At 41.5% G+C, this 16864-nt stretch carries 13 protein-coding genes and 1 pseudogene; 7 read left to right on the top strand and 7 right to left on the bottom strand.

Annotated features, from left to right (window positions below; all coding sequences use genetic code 11):
* Window positions 1-9: 9 nt before the first annotated feature.
* The 4 genes from AAGA51_RS17145 to AAGA51_RS17130 all read right to left on the bottom strand — a co-directional run bounded on the left by AAGA51_RS17145 (window position 10) and on the right by AAGA51_RS17130 (window position 5375).
* Window positions 10-1974 carry an LTA synthase family protein gene (locus AAGA51_RS17145; protein WP_042487363.1) on the bottom strand — a complete coding sequence of 655 codons (1965 nt, stop codon included), beginning with the start codon at window positions 1972-1974 and terminating at the stop codon, window positions 10-12.
* Between the two features lie 225 nt (window positions 1975-2199).
* Window positions 2200-3210 (bottom strand): S1 family peptidase, encoded by a 1011-nt coding sequence (locus AAGA51_RS17140; RefSeq protein ID WP_042487366.1) that lies wholly within the window; start codon window positions 3208-3210, stop codon window positions 2200-2202.
* 117 nt (window positions 3211-3327) lie between these two features.
* Window positions 3328-4461: a glycine cleavage system aminomethyltransferase GcvT gene (gene gcvT, locus AAGA51_RS17135; protein ID WP_042487370.1), complete on the bottom strand. Its 1134-nt coding sequence runs from the start codon at window positions 4459-4461 to the stop codon at window positions 3328-3330.
* 290 nt (window positions 4462-4751) lie between these two features.
* A complete protein-coding gene (locus AAGA51_RS17130) occupies window positions 4752-5375 on the bottom strand; it encodes a helix-turn-helix domain-containing protein (protein WP_042487373.1) in 624 nt (207 codons plus the stop codon).
* Window positions 5376-5961: 586 nt separating this feature from the next.
* On the opposite strand from AAGA51_RS17130, the gene gcvH reads away from it, so the two are divergent.
* Both gcvH and gcvP read left to right on the top strand, forming a co-directional pair.
* Window positions 5962-6342 carry a glycine cleavage system protein GcvH gene (gcvH, locus tag AAGA51_RS17125; protein WP_042487376.1) on the top strand — a complete coding sequence of 127 codons (381 nt, stop codon included), beginning with the start codon at window positions 5962-5964 and terminating at the stop codon, window positions 6340-6342.
* 88 nt (window positions 6343-6430) lie between these two features.
* Window positions 6431-9292, top strand: coding sequence for an aminomethyl-transferring glycine dehydrogenase (gcvP, locus tag AAGA51_RS17120; RefSeq protein ID WP_042487430.1), 2862 nt, complete (start codon window positions 6431-6433; stop codon window positions 9290-9292).
* A gap of 412 nt (window positions 9293-9704) precedes the next feature.
* Here gcvP and AAGA51_RS17115 read toward each other — a convergent pair whose 3' ends face one another.
* Entirely contained in the window at window positions 9705-10199 is a 495-nt protein-coding gene (locus tag AAGA51_RS17115; protein ID WP_042487379.1) for a DUF2938 domain-containing protein, read from the bottom strand.
* A 90-nt stretch (window positions 10200-10289) separates the two neighbouring features.
* On the opposite strand from AAGA51_RS17115, the gene AAGA51_RS17110 reads away from it, so the two are divergent.
* On the top strand, window positions 10290-10679 hold the full coding sequence (locus AAGA51_RS17110) for a helix-turn-helix domain-containing protein (protein ID WP_042487382.1): 390 nt from the start codon (window positions 10290-10292) through the stop codon (window positions 10677-10679).
* A 218-nt stretch (window positions 10680-10897) separates the two neighbouring features.
* Here AAGA51_RS17110 and AAGA51_RS17105 read toward each other — a convergent pair whose 3' ends face one another.
* Together AAGA51_RS17105 and AAGA51_RS17100 are read right to left on the bottom strand one after the other, a co-directional pair.
* Window positions 10898-11728 carry an AraC family transcriptional regulator gene (locus tag AAGA51_RS17105; protein WP_042487384.1) on the bottom strand — a complete coding sequence of 277 codons (831 nt, stop codon included), beginning with the start codon at window positions 11726-11728 and terminating at the stop codon, window positions 10898-10900.
* Window positions 11729-11741: 13 nt separating this feature from the next.
* Entirely contained in the window at window positions 11742-12335 is a 594-nt protein-coding gene (locus AAGA51_RS17100) for a LysE family translocator (protein WP_042487387.1), read from the bottom strand.
* A 370-nt stretch (window positions 12336-12705) separates the two neighbouring features.
* Here AAGA51_RS17100 and AAGA51_RS17095 point away from each other — a divergent pair, with 370 nt between their 5' ends.
* From AAGA51_RS17095 to AAGA51_RS17080, 4 genes and pseudogenes are all read left to right on the top strand, one after another.
* Entirely contained in the window at window positions 12706-13911 is a 1206-nt protein-coding gene (locus tag AAGA51_RS17095) for a DUF1611 domain-containing protein (protein WP_042487390.1), read from the top strand.
* Window positions 13908-15041 carry an alanine/ornithine racemase family PLP-dependent enzyme gene (locus AAGA51_RS17090; RefSeq protein WP_042487392.1) on the top strand — a complete coding sequence of 378 codons (1134 nt, stop codon included), beginning with the start codon at window positions 13908-13910 and terminating at the stop codon, window positions 15039-15041. The genes AAGA51_RS17095 and AAGA51_RS17090 overlap by 4 nt, the downstream gene beginning before the upstream one ends.
* 409 nt (window positions 15042-15450) lie before the next feature.
* A pseudogene (locus tag AAGA51_RS17085) lies at window positions 15451-15653 on the top strand (cold-shock protein).
* Between the two features lie 119 nt (window positions 15654-15772).
* Window positions 15773-16813: an IS481-like element ISVvu4 family transposase gene (locus tag AAGA51_RS17080; protein WP_000903432.1), complete on the top strand. Its 1041-nt coding sequence runs from the start codon at window positions 15773-15775 to the stop codon at window positions 16811-16813.
* The last annotated feature ends 51 nt before the right edge of the window (window positions 16814-16864 follow it).

The raw sequence follows: 16864 nt of genomic DNA, 5'->3' as shown, positions 1-16864 counted from the left end.
AGATTCTTGTTATTGATTCACAGCGTAGCTCTTTTGAGCCGTATAGTAATTGTTGTCAAATGCTAAATTCCCCCACATAGCGTTGGCGTGAGCTTTAATCACCGTCGCTTCACTGAGAGGTGCTGCGGTCAACGAATCTTCATTTGGATTATAAGTGTAAGTAGAAATGCCCTTCTCTGGCTGAATAACCACCACCTCGTTATCTGCTGTCATCCAAGCAAAGTTCTTATCGCGCTGCATCATTGCTCGTTGTTTTTCAACAGGCACTTCATGTGTTAAATCATGTCCTATCATAGGGTTCTGGCTACTGATGCCAGCCAACGATAGTAGCGTCGGTACCAAATCTATTTGACTCACCAAACGATCATCCATTTGAGGTTCAATACCGCCACCAAAGATCACTGCAGGGATTTTAAAATGTCCAATTGGCACTGGAAGCGTTCCTGTCGCGCGAGCATCATGATCCGCAATCACTGCAAAAACAGTGTTGTTCCAATATTTAGATTTCTTCGCCTTTTCGACAAACTCACCTAAAGCATAATCAGCATACTTAACTGCATTTTCCGCGGTTTGTTTAGGTTGGTTGTATGGCTCAATAACACTATCTGGATATTCAAACGGGCTATGGTTAGAAGAGGTAAAAACCAAACTAAAAAACGGCTGTTCTGTTTTTGATAGCAGTACAAATTGTTCATCGACTTTCGTAAAGAGGTCTTGATCCGACGCTCCCCAAGAACCAACATATTTTGGAGAAGAAAATGTTGGAAAATCTTGCATATCGACAAAGCCATTACCTAAGAAAAAGCTCTTCATATTATCGAAATGACTTTCCCCACCATAGATAAACTGAGTGTGGTATTGGTTTGCTTTCAACAAATTAGCGATGGTAAAGAAGTTGGTCTGGCTCTTACCCAGTTTAACTACAGCTCTAGCTGGTGTAGGAGAAAAACCTGTTGTTACCGCTTCGATACCGCGAACTGAGCGAGTACCTGTGGCGTACATTCTTGTAAATGCCCAGCCTTCTTGAATTAGTTTGTCTAGATTTGGAGAAGCATCAATACCACCTAAACTCTTTACGTAACGCGCCCCATGGCTCTCCAACAACAGAATCACAACATTCTTTCTTGGACCGGTATAAGACGCAACATGATTAGCCAGTGTTGGTTTTTGATTATCAGCGAATGCTTTTGAATCAATATTCATAGAATCTTTGATCTGATCAACAATCAGTTGCTTATCCATTTTTGGATAAAACTCAAATGCGCTCGCTTCTGAGCCCATTTGTTTGGCTGCGAATATTACGGAATAAGAGGAGTTTAACGTCAAGTCATTTACTAAAGGGTCAGCAGCAAATGCCACCATCGCAGGGTTCAATGGTCGGTGTCCAAGAGATGAACGAGCCCCCATCAAGCATATAGCAACCACAACAACAGCAATCAAAGGCCGCCAGTACCAACGTGGGTATGTTAATGATTTAACAAGAGACGCAGACCATTTCCAGCCAACAATAAGCGTTATGACACTTACAGCGAGCCCCAAAAATAGCTCAAGCTTGTAGCCGGACCAAAGCATGCCAAACACCTCTTTTGGATAAATCAGGTATTCAACAAACAATCGATTTGGTCGTAAGTCATATTCGATGATAAAAGGCGGTGTAGCAGCTTCCATGTAAACGACTAACCACAAACCAGCCGTTATCCAAATCCTAAGAATCCAGTTCCACACGCGACCAATAACGTGATCACCAGATAGAAATGAAGTTAATAACGCTGGAAGAATAAAAAGATATGAGACAGATGCGAAATCAACGCGCAACCCACTCAATAGGATATCTCCCCACCCATTGACATCCGATACACGATCGAAATGCCATAAGGACAATCCTATGCGTGAAAGAGTAAACAATACAATCATCGCAACGGAAGCCGCTGCCAAAGGGTAAATCGGCCCCAATAAAAACTTAAACTTTTTCAAGAAATTCTCTTTATAGTTAATCAGTTATACAAATATAATTATCAATATATGATAACCATTGTGCATGTAAAGAATATGTAAACAAGCTGGGTGCAGTAAACTATAGAACTAGATCCCAGTAATTAGAAAGCGGATGAATTGTGCATTACACGATGTGAAAAAAAAGTCGTCGCGCAAGTATATGCGCAACGACTTAAAGAAATAGTTGAAAGGTAGTTGAGTATTTTATTGAGCGTTACGCCTCACTAACGCCAAAATAGTCATAAACAATAGCGACATAAAACCAAATGCCCCTCCGCCAGAATCGCCTGAGCTAGAAGATTCTTTTCCGATACTGTCTACATAAGCCTGTCTTTTTGCATCGGTCGCGACATATTTTGCTGTTTCGGTACCCGCTAGCACGGCGTCGATCCAATCTTGATAGTCATAAACTTCGGTAAAGACTGAAGTAGAATTAAAGCTAGCATCGCCACAAAATGTAGAAGGGCCAAAACTGGTTAACCCCACTTGAATGTAACTGCTACCGGAGTACCAATACAAAGGACCTCCTGAATCCCCTTGGCAAGTGCTGGCTTCTAAGCCGTTTGATGGATTAACCGCTCCCTCCATACATAGTTTGGTGTCTGTCATATTGCTGTAGTTACAAGAGCTATTTTCGACATACGTTAATGAGGCCATTTGTAAATCATCATTATCATCAACACCAGTTTTAGTATTACCATGTCCGACCGCATAAAAAGTCTCTGAAGCGTTACGGTAAGTAGTACCTGTCGAGGGCCTATTTGCATAATGACTAGAGTTAATAGTAGTTAATGCAGATTCCAGTTGCAGTATTGCCAGATCATTATTTAACGTGGTGCTATTGTAGTCATCTCTATAATAGATCTTTGAAACGCGTTTTTTTTCATTGATGCTATAGGGGTAAAAACTTTCCTTCTGTAACTCAGGTACAACTACAGTAAACAGCGAATACAGGTTGTTATCTGGGTCCGAGCTATAAACGCAGTGAGCAGCAGTTAGGATGTGATTGGCATTTAAAATTGTTCCACCACAATAACTTCCAGCATAATAAGTATTGTTGTATTCAATCAAATCGACGAACAAAGCAACGTAGGAAGAAAACTCAGTAATATTGGCGTAAGAGCCATTTACTATATACGCGGTATAATCTTCCGCGGCTGATACATGGCTACACACACCGATTAGAGTTGAAAGTATTGCAGCCTTTTTCTTCATAGTGGTAATCCGTTACTTACATCTGTTACTGATAATTTTAGACGGCTACTGTAAATAAAAAAGAGCCGTAAGACTAGACTTACGACTCTTAGGACTAACCTATTTATTTAGATTCACTTAACCGCGGTAGTATCTTTGCGGTACAAACGGCATTTTTTCTACCAACATCGGGAGCATCTTGCCACGAACTTCTGCAAATACTTCTGTACCGACTGTGGCGAAATCAGTGCGGACATAAGCCATAGACACTGGTTTCTCCGCTGTTGGGCCTGCCGTGCCACTAGTAACGACACCAATATGTTGACCATCTGCATCAAACAACTCGGTACCCTCACGTACTGGTGCTTTAGTCTGACCAACTAAACCAACGCGTTTGCGAGCCACATCTTTAGTCGCGATCTGATTGAAGATAATATCAGCACCAGGGAAACCGCCCTCTCGTGCACCGCCTGTGCGGCGTACTGGCTGAATCGCCCATAGCAAGCTTGCTTCTACTGGCGTAGTTGTTGTATCTAAATCATGACCGTATAGACATAGACCACACTCTAGACGTAGAGAGTCACGAGCACCCAGACCAATCCATTCAACTTCTTCAAATGAAGTCAGCTTACGAGCCAGTTTTTGAGCTTGGTCAGCTGGAACTGAAATCTCATAGCCATCTTCGCCGGTGTAACCACTGCGGCTAACAATGCATTCAATGCCATCAATGCTAACTTGCTGAATATCCATAAAAAGCATGTCAGCTACAGCAGGTTGCAGACGAGCTAGAACTTCGACGGCTTTTGGGCCTTGAAGTGCTAACAGCGCTCTGTCTTCAATAATTTCAAGCTCAACCTCAGAAGGTAAATGAGCTTGCAGATGATCGATATCCTGTTCTTTACAAGCCGCATTAACGACCACGAACAGATGATCACCTAAATTAGCGACCATAAGGTCGTCTAAAATCCCACCTTCTTCATTAGTGAAAAATGCGTAACGCTGCTTACCTTGAGGCAAGTCCACGATATCCACAGGAACTAGAGTTTCTAGTGCTTGAGCAGCACCTACACCATGCAGACGAAGCTGACCCATATGCGAAACATCAAACAGTCCCGCAGCCTCGCGAGTATGCAAGTGCTCTTTTTTTACGCCTAGTGAATACTGAACAGGCATATCATAGCCTGCGAAAGGAACCATCTTTGCACCAACTTCAATGTGCAAAGCATGTAAAGGAGTAACTAGAAGTTCCTGAGTCGCATGTTCTTGAGTCATTTTATTCTCCATTTTGCCAAGCTCTTATACGTAGAGTCAGCCATCTCAAAAAGCAAAAGTTCCATAAAGCGGAAACCATGTTTCCAATAGTAAACAAGAATGCGCCTGTTTTCTCTGATTAACAAGTTTCAAACAGTGACCAAGATCTAAGTTAACAACTCAATCACATTCTGAGTAAGCAACAAAAACGCCGCATTGATTCTATAAACATCAATGCGGCGTATTTTTCTTCAAATCAAAACAAAATGCAAACGTTTGCCTTCACTATAGGAAACTTTTTATTTTTAAGTCTATTTTGCGGTTACCCAGAGAATATGAGCATCATCTTCACTTAATGAAACCAGCATATGCCCCATTGTGGCGTCATAGTAAACGCTGTCACCCTCTTCTAGGCGGACAGGTTCATAAAACTCGCTATAGAACATAACCACACCTTCGAGAATAAGAAGAAACTCCTCACCGTCATGGCGAACCCAGTCACTGTACTCTTCAAAAGCACGAGCTCGAACTCGACTTTTAAATGGCATCATTTTCTTATTTGATAACTGAGTGGCTAAAAGTTCATGTTCATAGGTCTGTGTCGGATGCGGTTTCCCAGCACTGCTTTTTGTTATATCTCTACGCCCTGTCGCCAGTATTTTCTTAGGCGGTTCAAATAGTTGAGGCATATCGATTTGCAAACCATGAGCCAACTTTTGCATAGCTTGGAAAGTTGGCGAAATCTGTTCATTCTCTATCTTGCTTAATGTCGAGCGAGCCAAACCCGTTCGATTACTTGCTTCTTCTAACGTGATCCCTAACTTTGTTCGGATATCTTTTATTCTCTGCCCAAGTTTTAAAGGTTCTATATTTTGTTCACTTGCTTCTTTGGCAAGTATCATTGATGGGTACTCATCATAAATGTCTTCTGACATGCTTTCCCTCTAATGAATAGCATTCCTGTATTTGAAAATCATTGTGGCACAAAGCTATTGATTCATTAAAGAGCACATATTGAAATAAAGCGTGCTTTGGCTAACAAAAACGTCATGCATGTTTCCTATAGGAAATTTTTCATTGATTGTTGTCACACCAAAGAGTATGTTACTGGCTTGTTAGCTAAGCCAATCATGGTGGTATCGTTGAACCGGTTAAATTTAACATTTTTACTTAACAAAATGCTTATCAGAATCGACCGAGTTCACATTGCGAAGCTCAAGCAATAATCACAATACCAAGAGCACAACCATTCAGAATTTTTGAAGCGAAGCATAGACAAAATAAATCATCTCTTTTTGCATCAGAGATGCCTATCATTACTTTTGATGTGGAATTCACACATCATCACGAATAGATAGGTTTAAGCTGTTTAGAATTTGAAATCGTTGTTGATAAGGTCTATCTAAAAAGTCTGTCGACAACAAAACATTTGATAATGCTTGAAGATTGAATGGAACATTAACACTCAAGGCCCCCATTCAATCGGTAGTACAGTTTGGATACTTTTTTGGAGAATTAGCAATGGACAATACACTGAAGTTTACAGAAAGCCATGAATGGGTTCGTGACAACGGTGATGGCACTGTAACTATCGGTATTTCTGAGCACGCTCAAGAAATGCTGGGTGATGTGGTTTTCGTTGAGCTACCAGAAACAGATACAGAGATTGATGCTGGAGACAGTTTTTCACTTGTTGAATCTGTAAAAGCAGCTTCTGATATCTATGCACCAGTATCTGGTGTGGTAGTTGAAGTAAATGAAGAGCTACAAGATAGCCCTGAGCTTATCAACGAAGAACCTTATGAAGGTGGCTGGATTGTGAAAGTAAAAATGTCCGATCCTGCAGAGCTAGACGATCTTAAAGATGCCGAAGAGTATCTGAGCTCAATCGAAGAAGACTAATTTATACAACAGGAAAGCTGTCCATTTGGGCAGCTTTTTTCAAAGCCACGCAAGCGAGTTGTCTCGTGGTTTAGAAGGTAAAGGGAAAATGACTGAACTACTTCATAGCCTAAGCACGCAAAATGAATTTGTTGCTCGACACAATGGACCTAATCATAACGATCAAGCAAAGATGCTTGCCACCATCAAGGCTGAGAGCTTAACCGCACTTATCGCAGATACGGTTCCATCAAACATTCGCCTAGAATCTCCGCTTAATCTTGCTCCAGCAAAAAGCGAAGCAGACATGCTTGCTGCTATGCGTGTTTTCGCAGAGCAAAACCAAGTCAAAAGAACATTCATTGGTCAGGGTTACTACAACACTTTCACGCCAAACGTAATCTTACGTAACGTGCTTGAAAATCCAGGCTGGTACACCGCATATACACCATACCAACCAGAGATCTCTCAAGGTCGTTTAGAGTCTTTGTTGAATTACCAGCAAATGGTAATGGATTTAACGGGTATGGACATTGCCAACGCATCACTACTTGATGAAGCTACAGCGGCAGCTGAAGCAATGACTCTGTGTCAACGCGCAGGTAAGAGCAAGAGCAACGGCTTCTTTGTAGCGGATGATGTTCATCCACAAACTATCGAAGTGGTGAAGACTCGTGCAGAGTTCTTTGGTTTTGAAGTTATTATCGGCGCAATCGATTGCCTTGCAGAGCAAGATGTTTTCGGTGCACTTGTTCAATACCCTAGCACTACAGGTGAAGTTCGCGATTTAACCGATATCATCGAAAAAGCACACGCAAACAAAACGTTAGTAACAGTAGCCACAGATCTTTTGGCGAGCACCCTTCTAAAACCAGCAGGTGAAATGGGCGCAGACGTAGTGATCGGTTCTGCTCAGCGCTTTGGCGTGCCTATGGGTTACGGCGGTCCGCATGCTGCGTTTATGGCAACTCGCGAAGCATACAAACGTACTATGCCAGGCCGTGTTATCGGTGTATCGATTGACAGCAAAGGCAACCAAGCTCTTCGTATGGCAATGCAGACTCGCGAACAACATATTCGTCGTGAGAAAGCGACTTCGAACATCTGTACAGCTCAGGCTCTGCTTGCAAACATGGCTTCTTTCTACGCGGTATACCATGGCGCAGAAGGTTTATTGAAGATTGCTCGTCGTACACATCATTTAACTGCAATTCTTGCCGCTGGTTTAACTAAATCAGGCTACGAGCTTGCACACAATAGCTTCTTCGACACGATTACTATCAATACTGGTAGCAAGACTGAAGCAGTCTATCTAAAAGCACAACAAGCGGATATCAACTTACGCAAACTTCCAAATCAGCTTGGTATTAGCTTCGATGAAACTACAACACTTGCAGATATTGAAGCTTTGTTTGCTATCTTCGACGTTAAAGAAGATATTTCTGAACTTTCAAACACAATCGCAAGTAATGAATACGCCGCTATTCCTGAGAACTGCCGTCGTGCATCTAAGTATCTAACTCACCCAGTGTTTAACACACACCGCAGTGAAACGCAGATGATGCGTTACCTGAAGAAGCTTGAAAATAAAGATTTCTCTCTGACTCACGGTATGATTCCACTAGGCAGTTGTACCATGAAACTGAACGCGGCTGCAGAGATGATCCCAGTGACATGGCCTGAGTTCGGAGCACTACACCCGTTTGCGCCAAAAGCACAAGCTGCTGGTTATACAGCTCTAGCGAATGATCTGAAAGAGAAGCTATGTGAGATTACAGGCTACGATGCATTTTCTCTTCAGCCAAACTCAGGTGCTTCAGGCGAGTATGCTGGCCTACTTGCGATTCAACGTTACCACCAAAGCCGTGGTGAAGGTCATCGCAACGTATGTTTAATCCCAAGCTCTGCACATGGTACTAACCCAGCTACAGCATCAATGGTTTCATTGAAAGTGGTTGTAGTTAAATGTGATGAGAACGGAAACATCGATTTGGGCGACCTTGCAGATAAGATTGAAAAACACAAAGACAATCTATCAAGCATTATGATCACTTACCCTTCTACACACGGTGTTTACGAAGAGCAAGTACGTGAAGTTTGTGACATGGTACATGCAGCAGGCGGTCAGGTTTACCTAGACGGTGCAAACATGAACGCTCAGGTTGGCCTAACTTCCCCGGGCTTCATTGGCTCAGATGTTTCGCACCTGAACCTGCATAAAACGTTCTGTATTCCACACGGTGGTGGCGGTCCGGGTATGGGACCAATTGGCGTTAAGTCTCACTTAGCACCATTCCTACCGGGTCACATCGAAGGTGGTGTTGAAGGCACCGACTATGCGGTTTCAGCAGCCGATATCGGCAGTGCATCTATTCTTCCTATTTCATGGGCATATATTGCAATGATGGGAACAGAAGGCCTAACTGATGCAACCAAAGTGGCCATTCTGAACGCTAACTATGTGATGGAACGCCTACGCCCACACTACCCAGTATTGTACCGTGGTAAAAATGGCCGTGTAGCCCATGAATGTATTATCGACATTCGCCCATTAAAAGAAGAAACAGGTATCAGCGAAGAAGACATAGCTAAGCGTTTAATGGACTACGGATTCCATGCACCAACTATGTCCTTCCCTGTTGCTGGTACATTAATGGTAGAGCCAACGGAGTCTGAAGATTTAGCTGAGCTAGACCGTTTCTGTGATGCAATGATCGCAATTCGTGAAGAAATCAACCAAGTTCATAACGGTGTTTGGCCACTGGAAAACAACCCATTGGTTAACGCTCCTCATACTCAAGTTGATCTATCAAGCACAGAGTGGGATCACCCATATTCACGTGAGATTGCTTGCTTCCCAAGTAAGCAAACAAAAGATTCGAAATACTGGCCAACAGTTAACCGAGTAGACAACGTCTATGGCGACCGTAACCTAATCTGTTCTTGCCCTAGTATTGAAAGCTACGAGTAGCGATTGAATCTGTTGATGACTATTAATTGTCTGACTAACTAAGTTACAGAGAGTAAAGGCGAACCGAGCGGTTCGCCTTTTTGCTATTAAGCCAAAACAATCTTGGACAAAAGCGGTGTCACATATTTTTCGATTTGCATACACCACATATACGCCCAGAAGTTTCGGCTCCCACTCTGTTAGCAGCCCGACCAACTCACCACTTGCAATAAGAGGTTTAGCTGCAGCTACTGTCTGTAAACTGATTCCATGGCCTTTTTCTGTTGCTGACAACTAATGCAGTTATCAATACTACGAAAAAATGGATATCAACGTATTGATACTCGAGCTAATAGTTATTGCAGGAGGAACACTACACCTATATCAAAACACTCATTTAGTGGAAAGAGTTCGTTATCGGGGCTACTAAATTTCACAAGAAACGATAGTTCAATACCAAAGCCGACCAGAATAGGCCAATTCCATAGAAGCTGTGAGCCAATAAACTGAGTCCCCTAGCTTTCCATGGAGAGGGAGTTTTGCTCGCTGCAACCCCAAAGCCCAGGCAAGGTTGGATGATGATGAAAGGAAAAATCAGGGTAACGATACCAGTTATTAGAGCTGGAAGTATATGCGGATCAACTAGCCATACTTCGCCCAATAGTAATACATGAACTAAGGCGAAAACGATACCTATCAAATAATGTAGGCTCCAACCCAAAATTTTTTCTCCTTGTATAGGTGTTGTGTCCATTATTGTATGGTGAATCAACTGACCTCTTGGTATTAAACTTACCCACCGAGCTACAAGTGCATAATCGAGAGACTGAATTCGTAGTACTCGTTTTTGAAAACATGCCCATGCATCCATAATTAGAGTGGCACCAATACCAATCAAAATTGTTTGTAGCCAGTCCATTGTATCCATTCGATATTCCTCATTGTATTTCATCAAGAACTTGGTAGATTGGCTCGCATGATACAACTTGAAGTTGACTTTAAGTCAATGGTGGATTTTATGGATATTGCGACCGTGTCTAGTGAGTCTGGGTTAAAACCTTCAACACTGAGATATTATGAAAAACTCGGACTTATTCATTCTATTGGTAGAAAAGGGCTACGACGACAATACGCGCCAAATGTGTTGAATAAACTGAATATTATCTCCTTAGGGCGTTTGGCTGGATTATCACTAAGTGAAATTTCAACGATGTTTAATGAAAACGATGAATTGGCTATTGATCGAGTTTTGCTTACTCAAAAAACGATAGAGATTGATGCGCAAATTAAACGGCTAAAAGCGGTACGAGATAGCCTAAATCATGTAGCAACTTGCCCTCAACCATCTCACTTAGAGTGCCCATCATTCCAAAAAATGATGAAGTCAGTTAAGCACTATATGTCTTAGAAGCTGTATAGAAAGCCATTATCCTCCGGTCATTAAGAGAATCGTATTCGATGGCATTTTGGAGTATCAAACTTTAAAGTTCTGGTACGGAAAAACTGGAAGACCATATTGCATATAGGTTTACATGAGAGAGCATTCTCGTCCCATTTTTTGCAATTCCGTCTTCCTATGTATCTGACTCTCTCCTATTCATCTTCCAACTCCCAACAATTTAACGTTCACATACCAATAAAATGTGACTGGTAATATTTGGGAGTAACCGCCAAACGCTTTTTAAACTGGCGTTGGAAGTGAGCTTGATCTGAAAAGCCTAAACTATGAGCCACCTCTGTTAGAGAGTTTCCCGTCCTCAACATCACCTTAGAACGTTTTATCTTCTCATCCATCAAATAGGCGTAAGGAGGTAGCCCGTACTGGGTCTTAAATGCTCTAAGTAACTGGTATCGACTCATCCCGGCTTCCTTCGCTAAGCTCTCAAGTTCATGATGCTCTGCTATTCCATCAAGTAACTTTTCCTTGATACGCTTGATAGGAGGAGCGAGGCGTTTTCCTTCTTTGATTGAACTCGATTTGTAGAGACTGGACTCAACAAAATCATAAAAACAAGACTCTATGTTCAAGCTAGAAGACTCATCTTCTAATGCAGAAAATAGTGCTAGATATTGATGTTTCAGGGATTCATTGCGTTCATAATCAGCGTTGAAAGGCTGGTAGTCTAAGCTAATACACTGACTTTTCTCACGTAAGACATCTTGCTGCATCTGCCCCATTTTAAAAGCATTAACAAACAACATGCTATAGGACCATACATCTTGCTCTGGATTACAGGAATGAATATCAGAAGGGTTAATTGTTACTAAGTCTCCAACCCCTATAACATGAGATTTGTTTCGATTTTTATAAACAGCACAACCTTGGCGAATAACACCAAAGGAAAACTCGTCATGCGAGTGAGCTCCGTAGCAAGCGTTGCTCTTATTAGCAACTCGCAATTCTACCCACGGAAGAACTGAATTTTGCTTAAAACGAGTACTGTTATCTCTTTTCATACCAGATGTTTTCTCAGTTCCAAATCATGATTACAGACACAAGTAGTATCATCGCCATTACTCGATTAAATATCTGTTGTCTTCTTTTGCCATTTAGGTAATTGGTGAGCATTGAACCAACTACTGCCCATATGCCTACACCGACCAAGCAAGCAATTAGTGAAACTAATGTGTACATCCATAACCATGACTGTTGTTCGTTCTGTCCAACAACAAAAAGGCTAACACCTGACATAGCCACTAACCAAGCTTTGGGGTTTAACAACTGAACCAAAGCCCCATTTGCCCAACCTAAATGATGCCCATCTTCGACACTCAAACTTTCCAAAGGAGCCGAATATAACTTGTAGGCAAGATAGCATAGGAATGCACTCGCTATAAACTGCATCCAAAGCTCGACCTTGGGCAACCACTCAACAAAGGTATTTAGAGTAATACCAGTGATAAACACAACAATTGTATAAGCTATCGAAGCTCCTAACACATACGTTACTGCGACATTTTTACCGCGTTGAGCGACCGTCGAAGCTGCAATGAGGTTCACAGGGCCAGGAGTAACTGCGCCAACAAATGCGAAACTAACCATCGCGACAAATATACTTTCCATTCCATTCCTTTCTCTATCTAGAGCCATATAGGTAAAAATAACAGGTATAAAATGACAGTATTGAATGATATTGCAGTGACGTTTCTGATTAAAAGATTCAAATATTCATTAGGTCAATGATTGATACGAAGACAGTATGGAACACGAAAGAAAGCTTGCTGAATTAATGAGCCCAAATTTGCCCAATTAACTCTAGTAAGGTTTGAAAGTGACGGATGCAGAAAGCATGTTAATAATAACCAACAAAAGTATAGTAAGTGTGTTACCTTAGTTTTCATCCCTACCGCTTAGTAGGGACTTCTTTTCTTTTCCGAACTCGCATCTCGGCACTCCTTAGTTGCCCTCCTAAGCCTCACAACAGGCTTTAGTTATGCCCATTTCAACCCCAAAGTTAATAAACATATTCAAACTCACTAGAAGTGAAAATGTAGAAACTAACAATGACACCCACCGTATAGCACCTTGGTTACCGCTAGCTCAGAAAGTAAAACCTATCATCCCGTCTGCGATTATATATTGTGAAGGTAATTTCGGTAAAATTGATGGTAAAACAGCTAATGGTCTAGTTAGGCATTCATTAAACTATCGTATTCTATCGGTTATTGATAGTGAATCTGCCAGCTTAGATACTGGAGAAGTACTAGATAACAAAGCCAATGGAATACCTATCCTTGCTAATACAGAAGAGGCTATCAATCACGCAGAAAGCATTCCCGACTACTTCATTTTTGGTATTGCGCCATCAAGTGGCTTTTTATCTGACATAGATAAAAGCATCATTTTAAATGCCATGTCACTAGGAATGAACATTGTTAATGGTTTACATGAATTTCTTACCGATGATCCTCTATTTTTAGAAGCTAGCTTAAAGAATAACGTTCGAATATTAGATACTCGCAAACCCAAAAATAAAAGTGACATGAAAACGTTTAGCGGGACAATACACAGCGTTAAATGTCCGAGAATTGCTGTAATGGGAACGGATTGTGCGCTAGGAAAACGAACAACAGCAACAATATTGGCAAGTGAACTAACAAAAAAAGGCCTTAACGTTGTTCTTATTGCCACCGGTCAAACGGGCATTATGCAAGGCGCACAATACTGCGTTGCACTTGATGCTGTTCCTTCACAATTTTGTGCTGGTGAGTTGGAATCTGTCATTGTACAGGCCTATGAGAAAGAGGACCCGGACTTGATTATTATTGAAGGGCAAGGAGCCTTGAGTCACCCTGCGTTTTCAACCAGCGCTTTTATCTTACGTGGCAGTTGTCCTACAGGTGTAATATTACAACACGCCCCTAAGCGTTTATATCGTATTGATTTTCCTGATTGCCCAATGCCCACTATTGCCTCGGAAATCAATCTTATCGAAACATTTTCTAATACCAATGTAATTGGACTAACGCTCAATCATGAAGGTATGTCTTTGGATGAAACATACCGTGCGATAGATAGGTATAACACCGAATTTGGTATACCTGTTACTGATGCATTATCACAACCTGTTGAACATCTACTGAACATCGTAGTGTCAGCCTTCCCTATAATCGCAAGTAAACTGGCCGGAAAAGAGTGAACTACCCTAGGTTAGACATCGACTGTGGGAAAATTCACCACAACGCTCAGTTCCTTATTACTCAGCTCTCACTGAAAAACATCTCAATTACGCCTGTAACAAAAGCCTTCCTCGGCCACCCTATCATCGCACAAGTTCTTATTGATGCTGGCGCAACAATGTTAGCGGATTCAAGAATTGAAAATCTTCAAAAGATGACAGAATCTGGCATTTCTATTCCTAAAATGCTGATACGCACACCCATGCTAAGCCAAGCGGCTAGCGTAATTAAGTATAGTGACGTGAGTTTAAATTCTGAAGTAGAAGTTATTCAGAGGCTTTCATATGTAGCGGAACAACAAAATTGTCGTCACGATATTATTATTATGGTTGAGCTAGGAGATCTTAGAGAAGGTGTGATGCCGAATCGCATGATTGATTTTGTCCGTGAAATTATTTCTTTACCGAACATCACAATAAAAGGAATTGGTGCAAATTTAGCCTGTCGGTATGGTGTCGCTCCAGATGATCAAAATATGAAGATTCTTTCTGATCTTGCCGATGGGATTGAAGTTACATTTGGAATCAGCCTAGAGATTATTTCAGGGGGAAATTCTGCTTCTGTTAACTGGGCTCTTCAGAGAACTGGCCTAACTCGAGTAAATAACCTTCGTATAGGAGAAGCAATTTTTTTAGGCTGCGAACCTTTAGAGCAGGAAAATATCAAAGGTTTACATACAGACGCGGTTTCTTTGACCGCTGAAGTGATTGAATCCAATATTAAACCGACTTTGCCTTGGGGAAATCGGGGGTTAAATGCTTTTGGTGAAAATCAAAGGCTTCAAGATAGAGGGGTGGTCTCACAAGCTATTCTTGCATTAGGCCGCCAAGATGTTTGTGTCAGCGGTCTTAAAGCTCCGAATGGGATTAAGATCATGTCCTCAACCAGCGATCATCTTGTCCTTGAATCTTCACAGAAACCATTATTTGTAGGGGAAACAGTCACATTCAGTCTAGATTATAGTGCTCTCTTATCTTCTATGTCTTCACGTTATATTCATAAATACTTCAAGGCACATAAAGGGGCAAAAATATTTCAGCCGGGTGTGTCCAAATCGAAGGTGAACATAATAAGTTACAGCTCTTGCTAGATTAGTAAATTTCAAATTATTGGAAGTTTGGCAAAGACCTAACCTCCAAAACTAGACGGCTTATCCAGAAAGTGTCTATCAAGTCAGTAGATATTCAATCTAAGCGCTACTATCTATGGAATCATCGCAATTAACCAAAACGTTAAAAATATTGCTGATATTTTTTCATAAATATCATCACCGTATAACTAAAAGAATATATGGCTGAGGACTAAAGCAACTATTTTAAAAATAAGTCTTATACTTAAAGTAGTTCTGCCAGTTTGAGTTATTTTTTTCATTATAAAACAAGTTTCCTTTCACAGTAATTCTCGAAATTTTTCGTTTAACTTCTGCGACAGCCCTCTTGAGTGACTATGAAATAACTCAAGTTATCAGATCCTTAGGCTATAAAGTAATCGTGGTATATATGTCTGATAGAGGCAATGAATCAGTAAAATGGTTTAACGAAAATAAAGGATCTGGTTTTATCACCAAGGATAGTGATGGCAAGAATATTTTCGTTCGACTTCATCTGATGGATTTAAGACCCTATTGGACGGACAAAAAGTCAGTTTTGAAGTTGAATTTGGTGAGAAAGGTCCGCAAGCAACAAAAGTGGCTCTCATCTAGATACGGTTGAAGTGTATTAGTTCCGACTAGATCTGACACTTCAATTTGAAAAGAAGAGAGTTACCCACTTTGATTAAAGGTGCTTAATCACTAATCAAAGACAAAAAGAGGTAACTCTCATGCTTCATACTAGCAATCCAATTATCAAACACAAAGCGGGCCTTCTCAATCTTGCAGAAGAACTCGGTAATGTATCTAGAGCCTGTAAGGTTATGGGGGTATCAAGAGATACTTTCTACCGTTATCAAGAGTTGGTTGAGACGGGGGGTATTGATGCTCTGATTAACCGTAGCCGAAGAGCACCGAATTTGAAGAACCGTGTTGATAGTGAAACTGAGCAAGCCGTTATCAAATACGCCATCGACTTCCCAGCTCATGGACAAGTTAGAACGAGTAATGAATTACGTAAATTGGGAGTGTTTATCTCTCCAAGTGGCGTACGCTCAATCTGGCTTCGCAATGACCTAGAGAACTTCAAGAAACGTCTTATCGCACTGGAGAAACAGGTCGCAGAGAACGGTATTATCCTAACAGACGAGCAAGTTGCGGCTCTTGAGCGTAAGAAGCACGATGATGAGGCTTGTGGTGAGATAGAAACAGCGCATCCAGGTTATCTCGGCTCTCAAGACACATTCTATGTTGGCAACTTGAAAGGTGTTGGTCGCATCTATCAACAAACCTTCGTTGATACCTACAGTAAAGTCGCCTTTGCCAAGCTCTACACAACGAAAACACCAATCACCGCAGCGGATATATTGAATGATAAGGTTCTACCGTTCTTTGAGGCGCATGAACTGCCAATGCTGCGAATCTTGACTGACCGAGGCACTGAATACTGTGGTCGTGTTGAGCAGCACGATTACCAGCTCTACCTAGCCATTAATGATATCGACCACACGAAAACTAAAGCGATGTCACCACAAACAAATGGTATCTGCGAGCGCTTCCACAAGACCATATTGAATGAGTTCTACCAAGTGACATTCAGAAAGAAACTGTATGGTTCTATCGAAGAGTTGCAGAAAGATCTGGACGAATGGATGGACTACTACAACAATCACCGTACTCATCAAGGAAAAATGTGCTGTGGCAGAACGCCGATAGAAACATTAGAGGATGGGAAATCAATCTGGGCTGAAAAGAATCTAGCCCAGATATAATCTGACAGGCACCAAGTCGAAAAGTGGGTAACTGTCAGATCAGGTCTGAAT

It is taken from the genome of Vibrio diazotrophicus, from assembly GCF_038452265.1.
Lineage (GTDB): Bacteria > Pseudomonadota > Gammaproteobacteria > Enterobacterales > Vibrionaceae > Vibrio > Vibrio diazotrophicus.
Note: the sequence above shows the minus strand (reverse complement) of the source record. Positions and strands in the feature narration are given on the sequence as shown.

Excerpts from the sequence above, each read along its gene's own strand:
- AAGA51_RS17140 (WP_042487366.1), bottom strand. The coding sequence starts at position 3,210 with ATGAAGAAAAAGGCTGCAATACTTTCAACTCTAATCGGTGTGTGTAGC.
- gcvT (WP_042487370.1), bottom strand. The coding sequence starts at position 4,461 with ATGACTCAAGAACATGCGACTCAGGAACTTCTAGTTACTCCTTTACAT.
- AAGA51_RS17130 (WP_042487373.1), bottom strand. The coding sequence starts at position 5,375 with ATGTCAGAAGACATTTATGATGAGTACCCATCAATGATACTTGCCAAA.
- gcvH (WP_042487376.1), top strand. The coding sequence starts at position 5,962 with ATGGACAATACACTGAAGTTTACAGAAAGCCATGAATGGGTTCGTGAC.
- gcvP (WP_042487430.1), top strand. The coding sequence starts at position 6,431 with ATGACTGAACTACTTCATAGCCTAAGCACGCAAAATGAATTTGTTGCT.
- AAGA51_RS17115 (WP_042487379.1), bottom strand. The coding sequence starts at position 10,199 with ATGGATACAATGGACTGGCTACAAACAATTTTGATTGGTATTGGTGCC.
- AAGA51_RS17110 (WP_042487382.1), top strand. The coding sequence starts at position 10,290 with ATGGATATTGCGACCGTGTCTAGTGAGTCTGGGTTAAAACCTTCAACA.
- AAGA51_RS17105 (WP_042487384.1), bottom strand. The coding sequence starts at position 11,728 with ATGAAAAGAGATAACAGTACTCGTTTTAAGCAAAATTCAGTTCTTCCG.
- AAGA51_RS17100 (WP_042487387.1), bottom strand. The coding sequence starts at position 12,335 with ATGGAAAGTATATTTGTCGCGATGGTTAGTTTCGCATTTGTTGGCGCA.
- AAGA51_RS17095 (WP_042487390.1), top strand. The coding sequence starts at position 12,706 with ATGCCCATTTCAACCCCAAAGTTAATAAACATATTCAAACTCACTAGA.
- AAGA51_RS17080 (WP_000903432.1), top strand. The coding sequence starts at position 15,773 with ATGCTTCATACTAGCAATCCAATTATCAAACACAAAGCGGGCCTTCTC.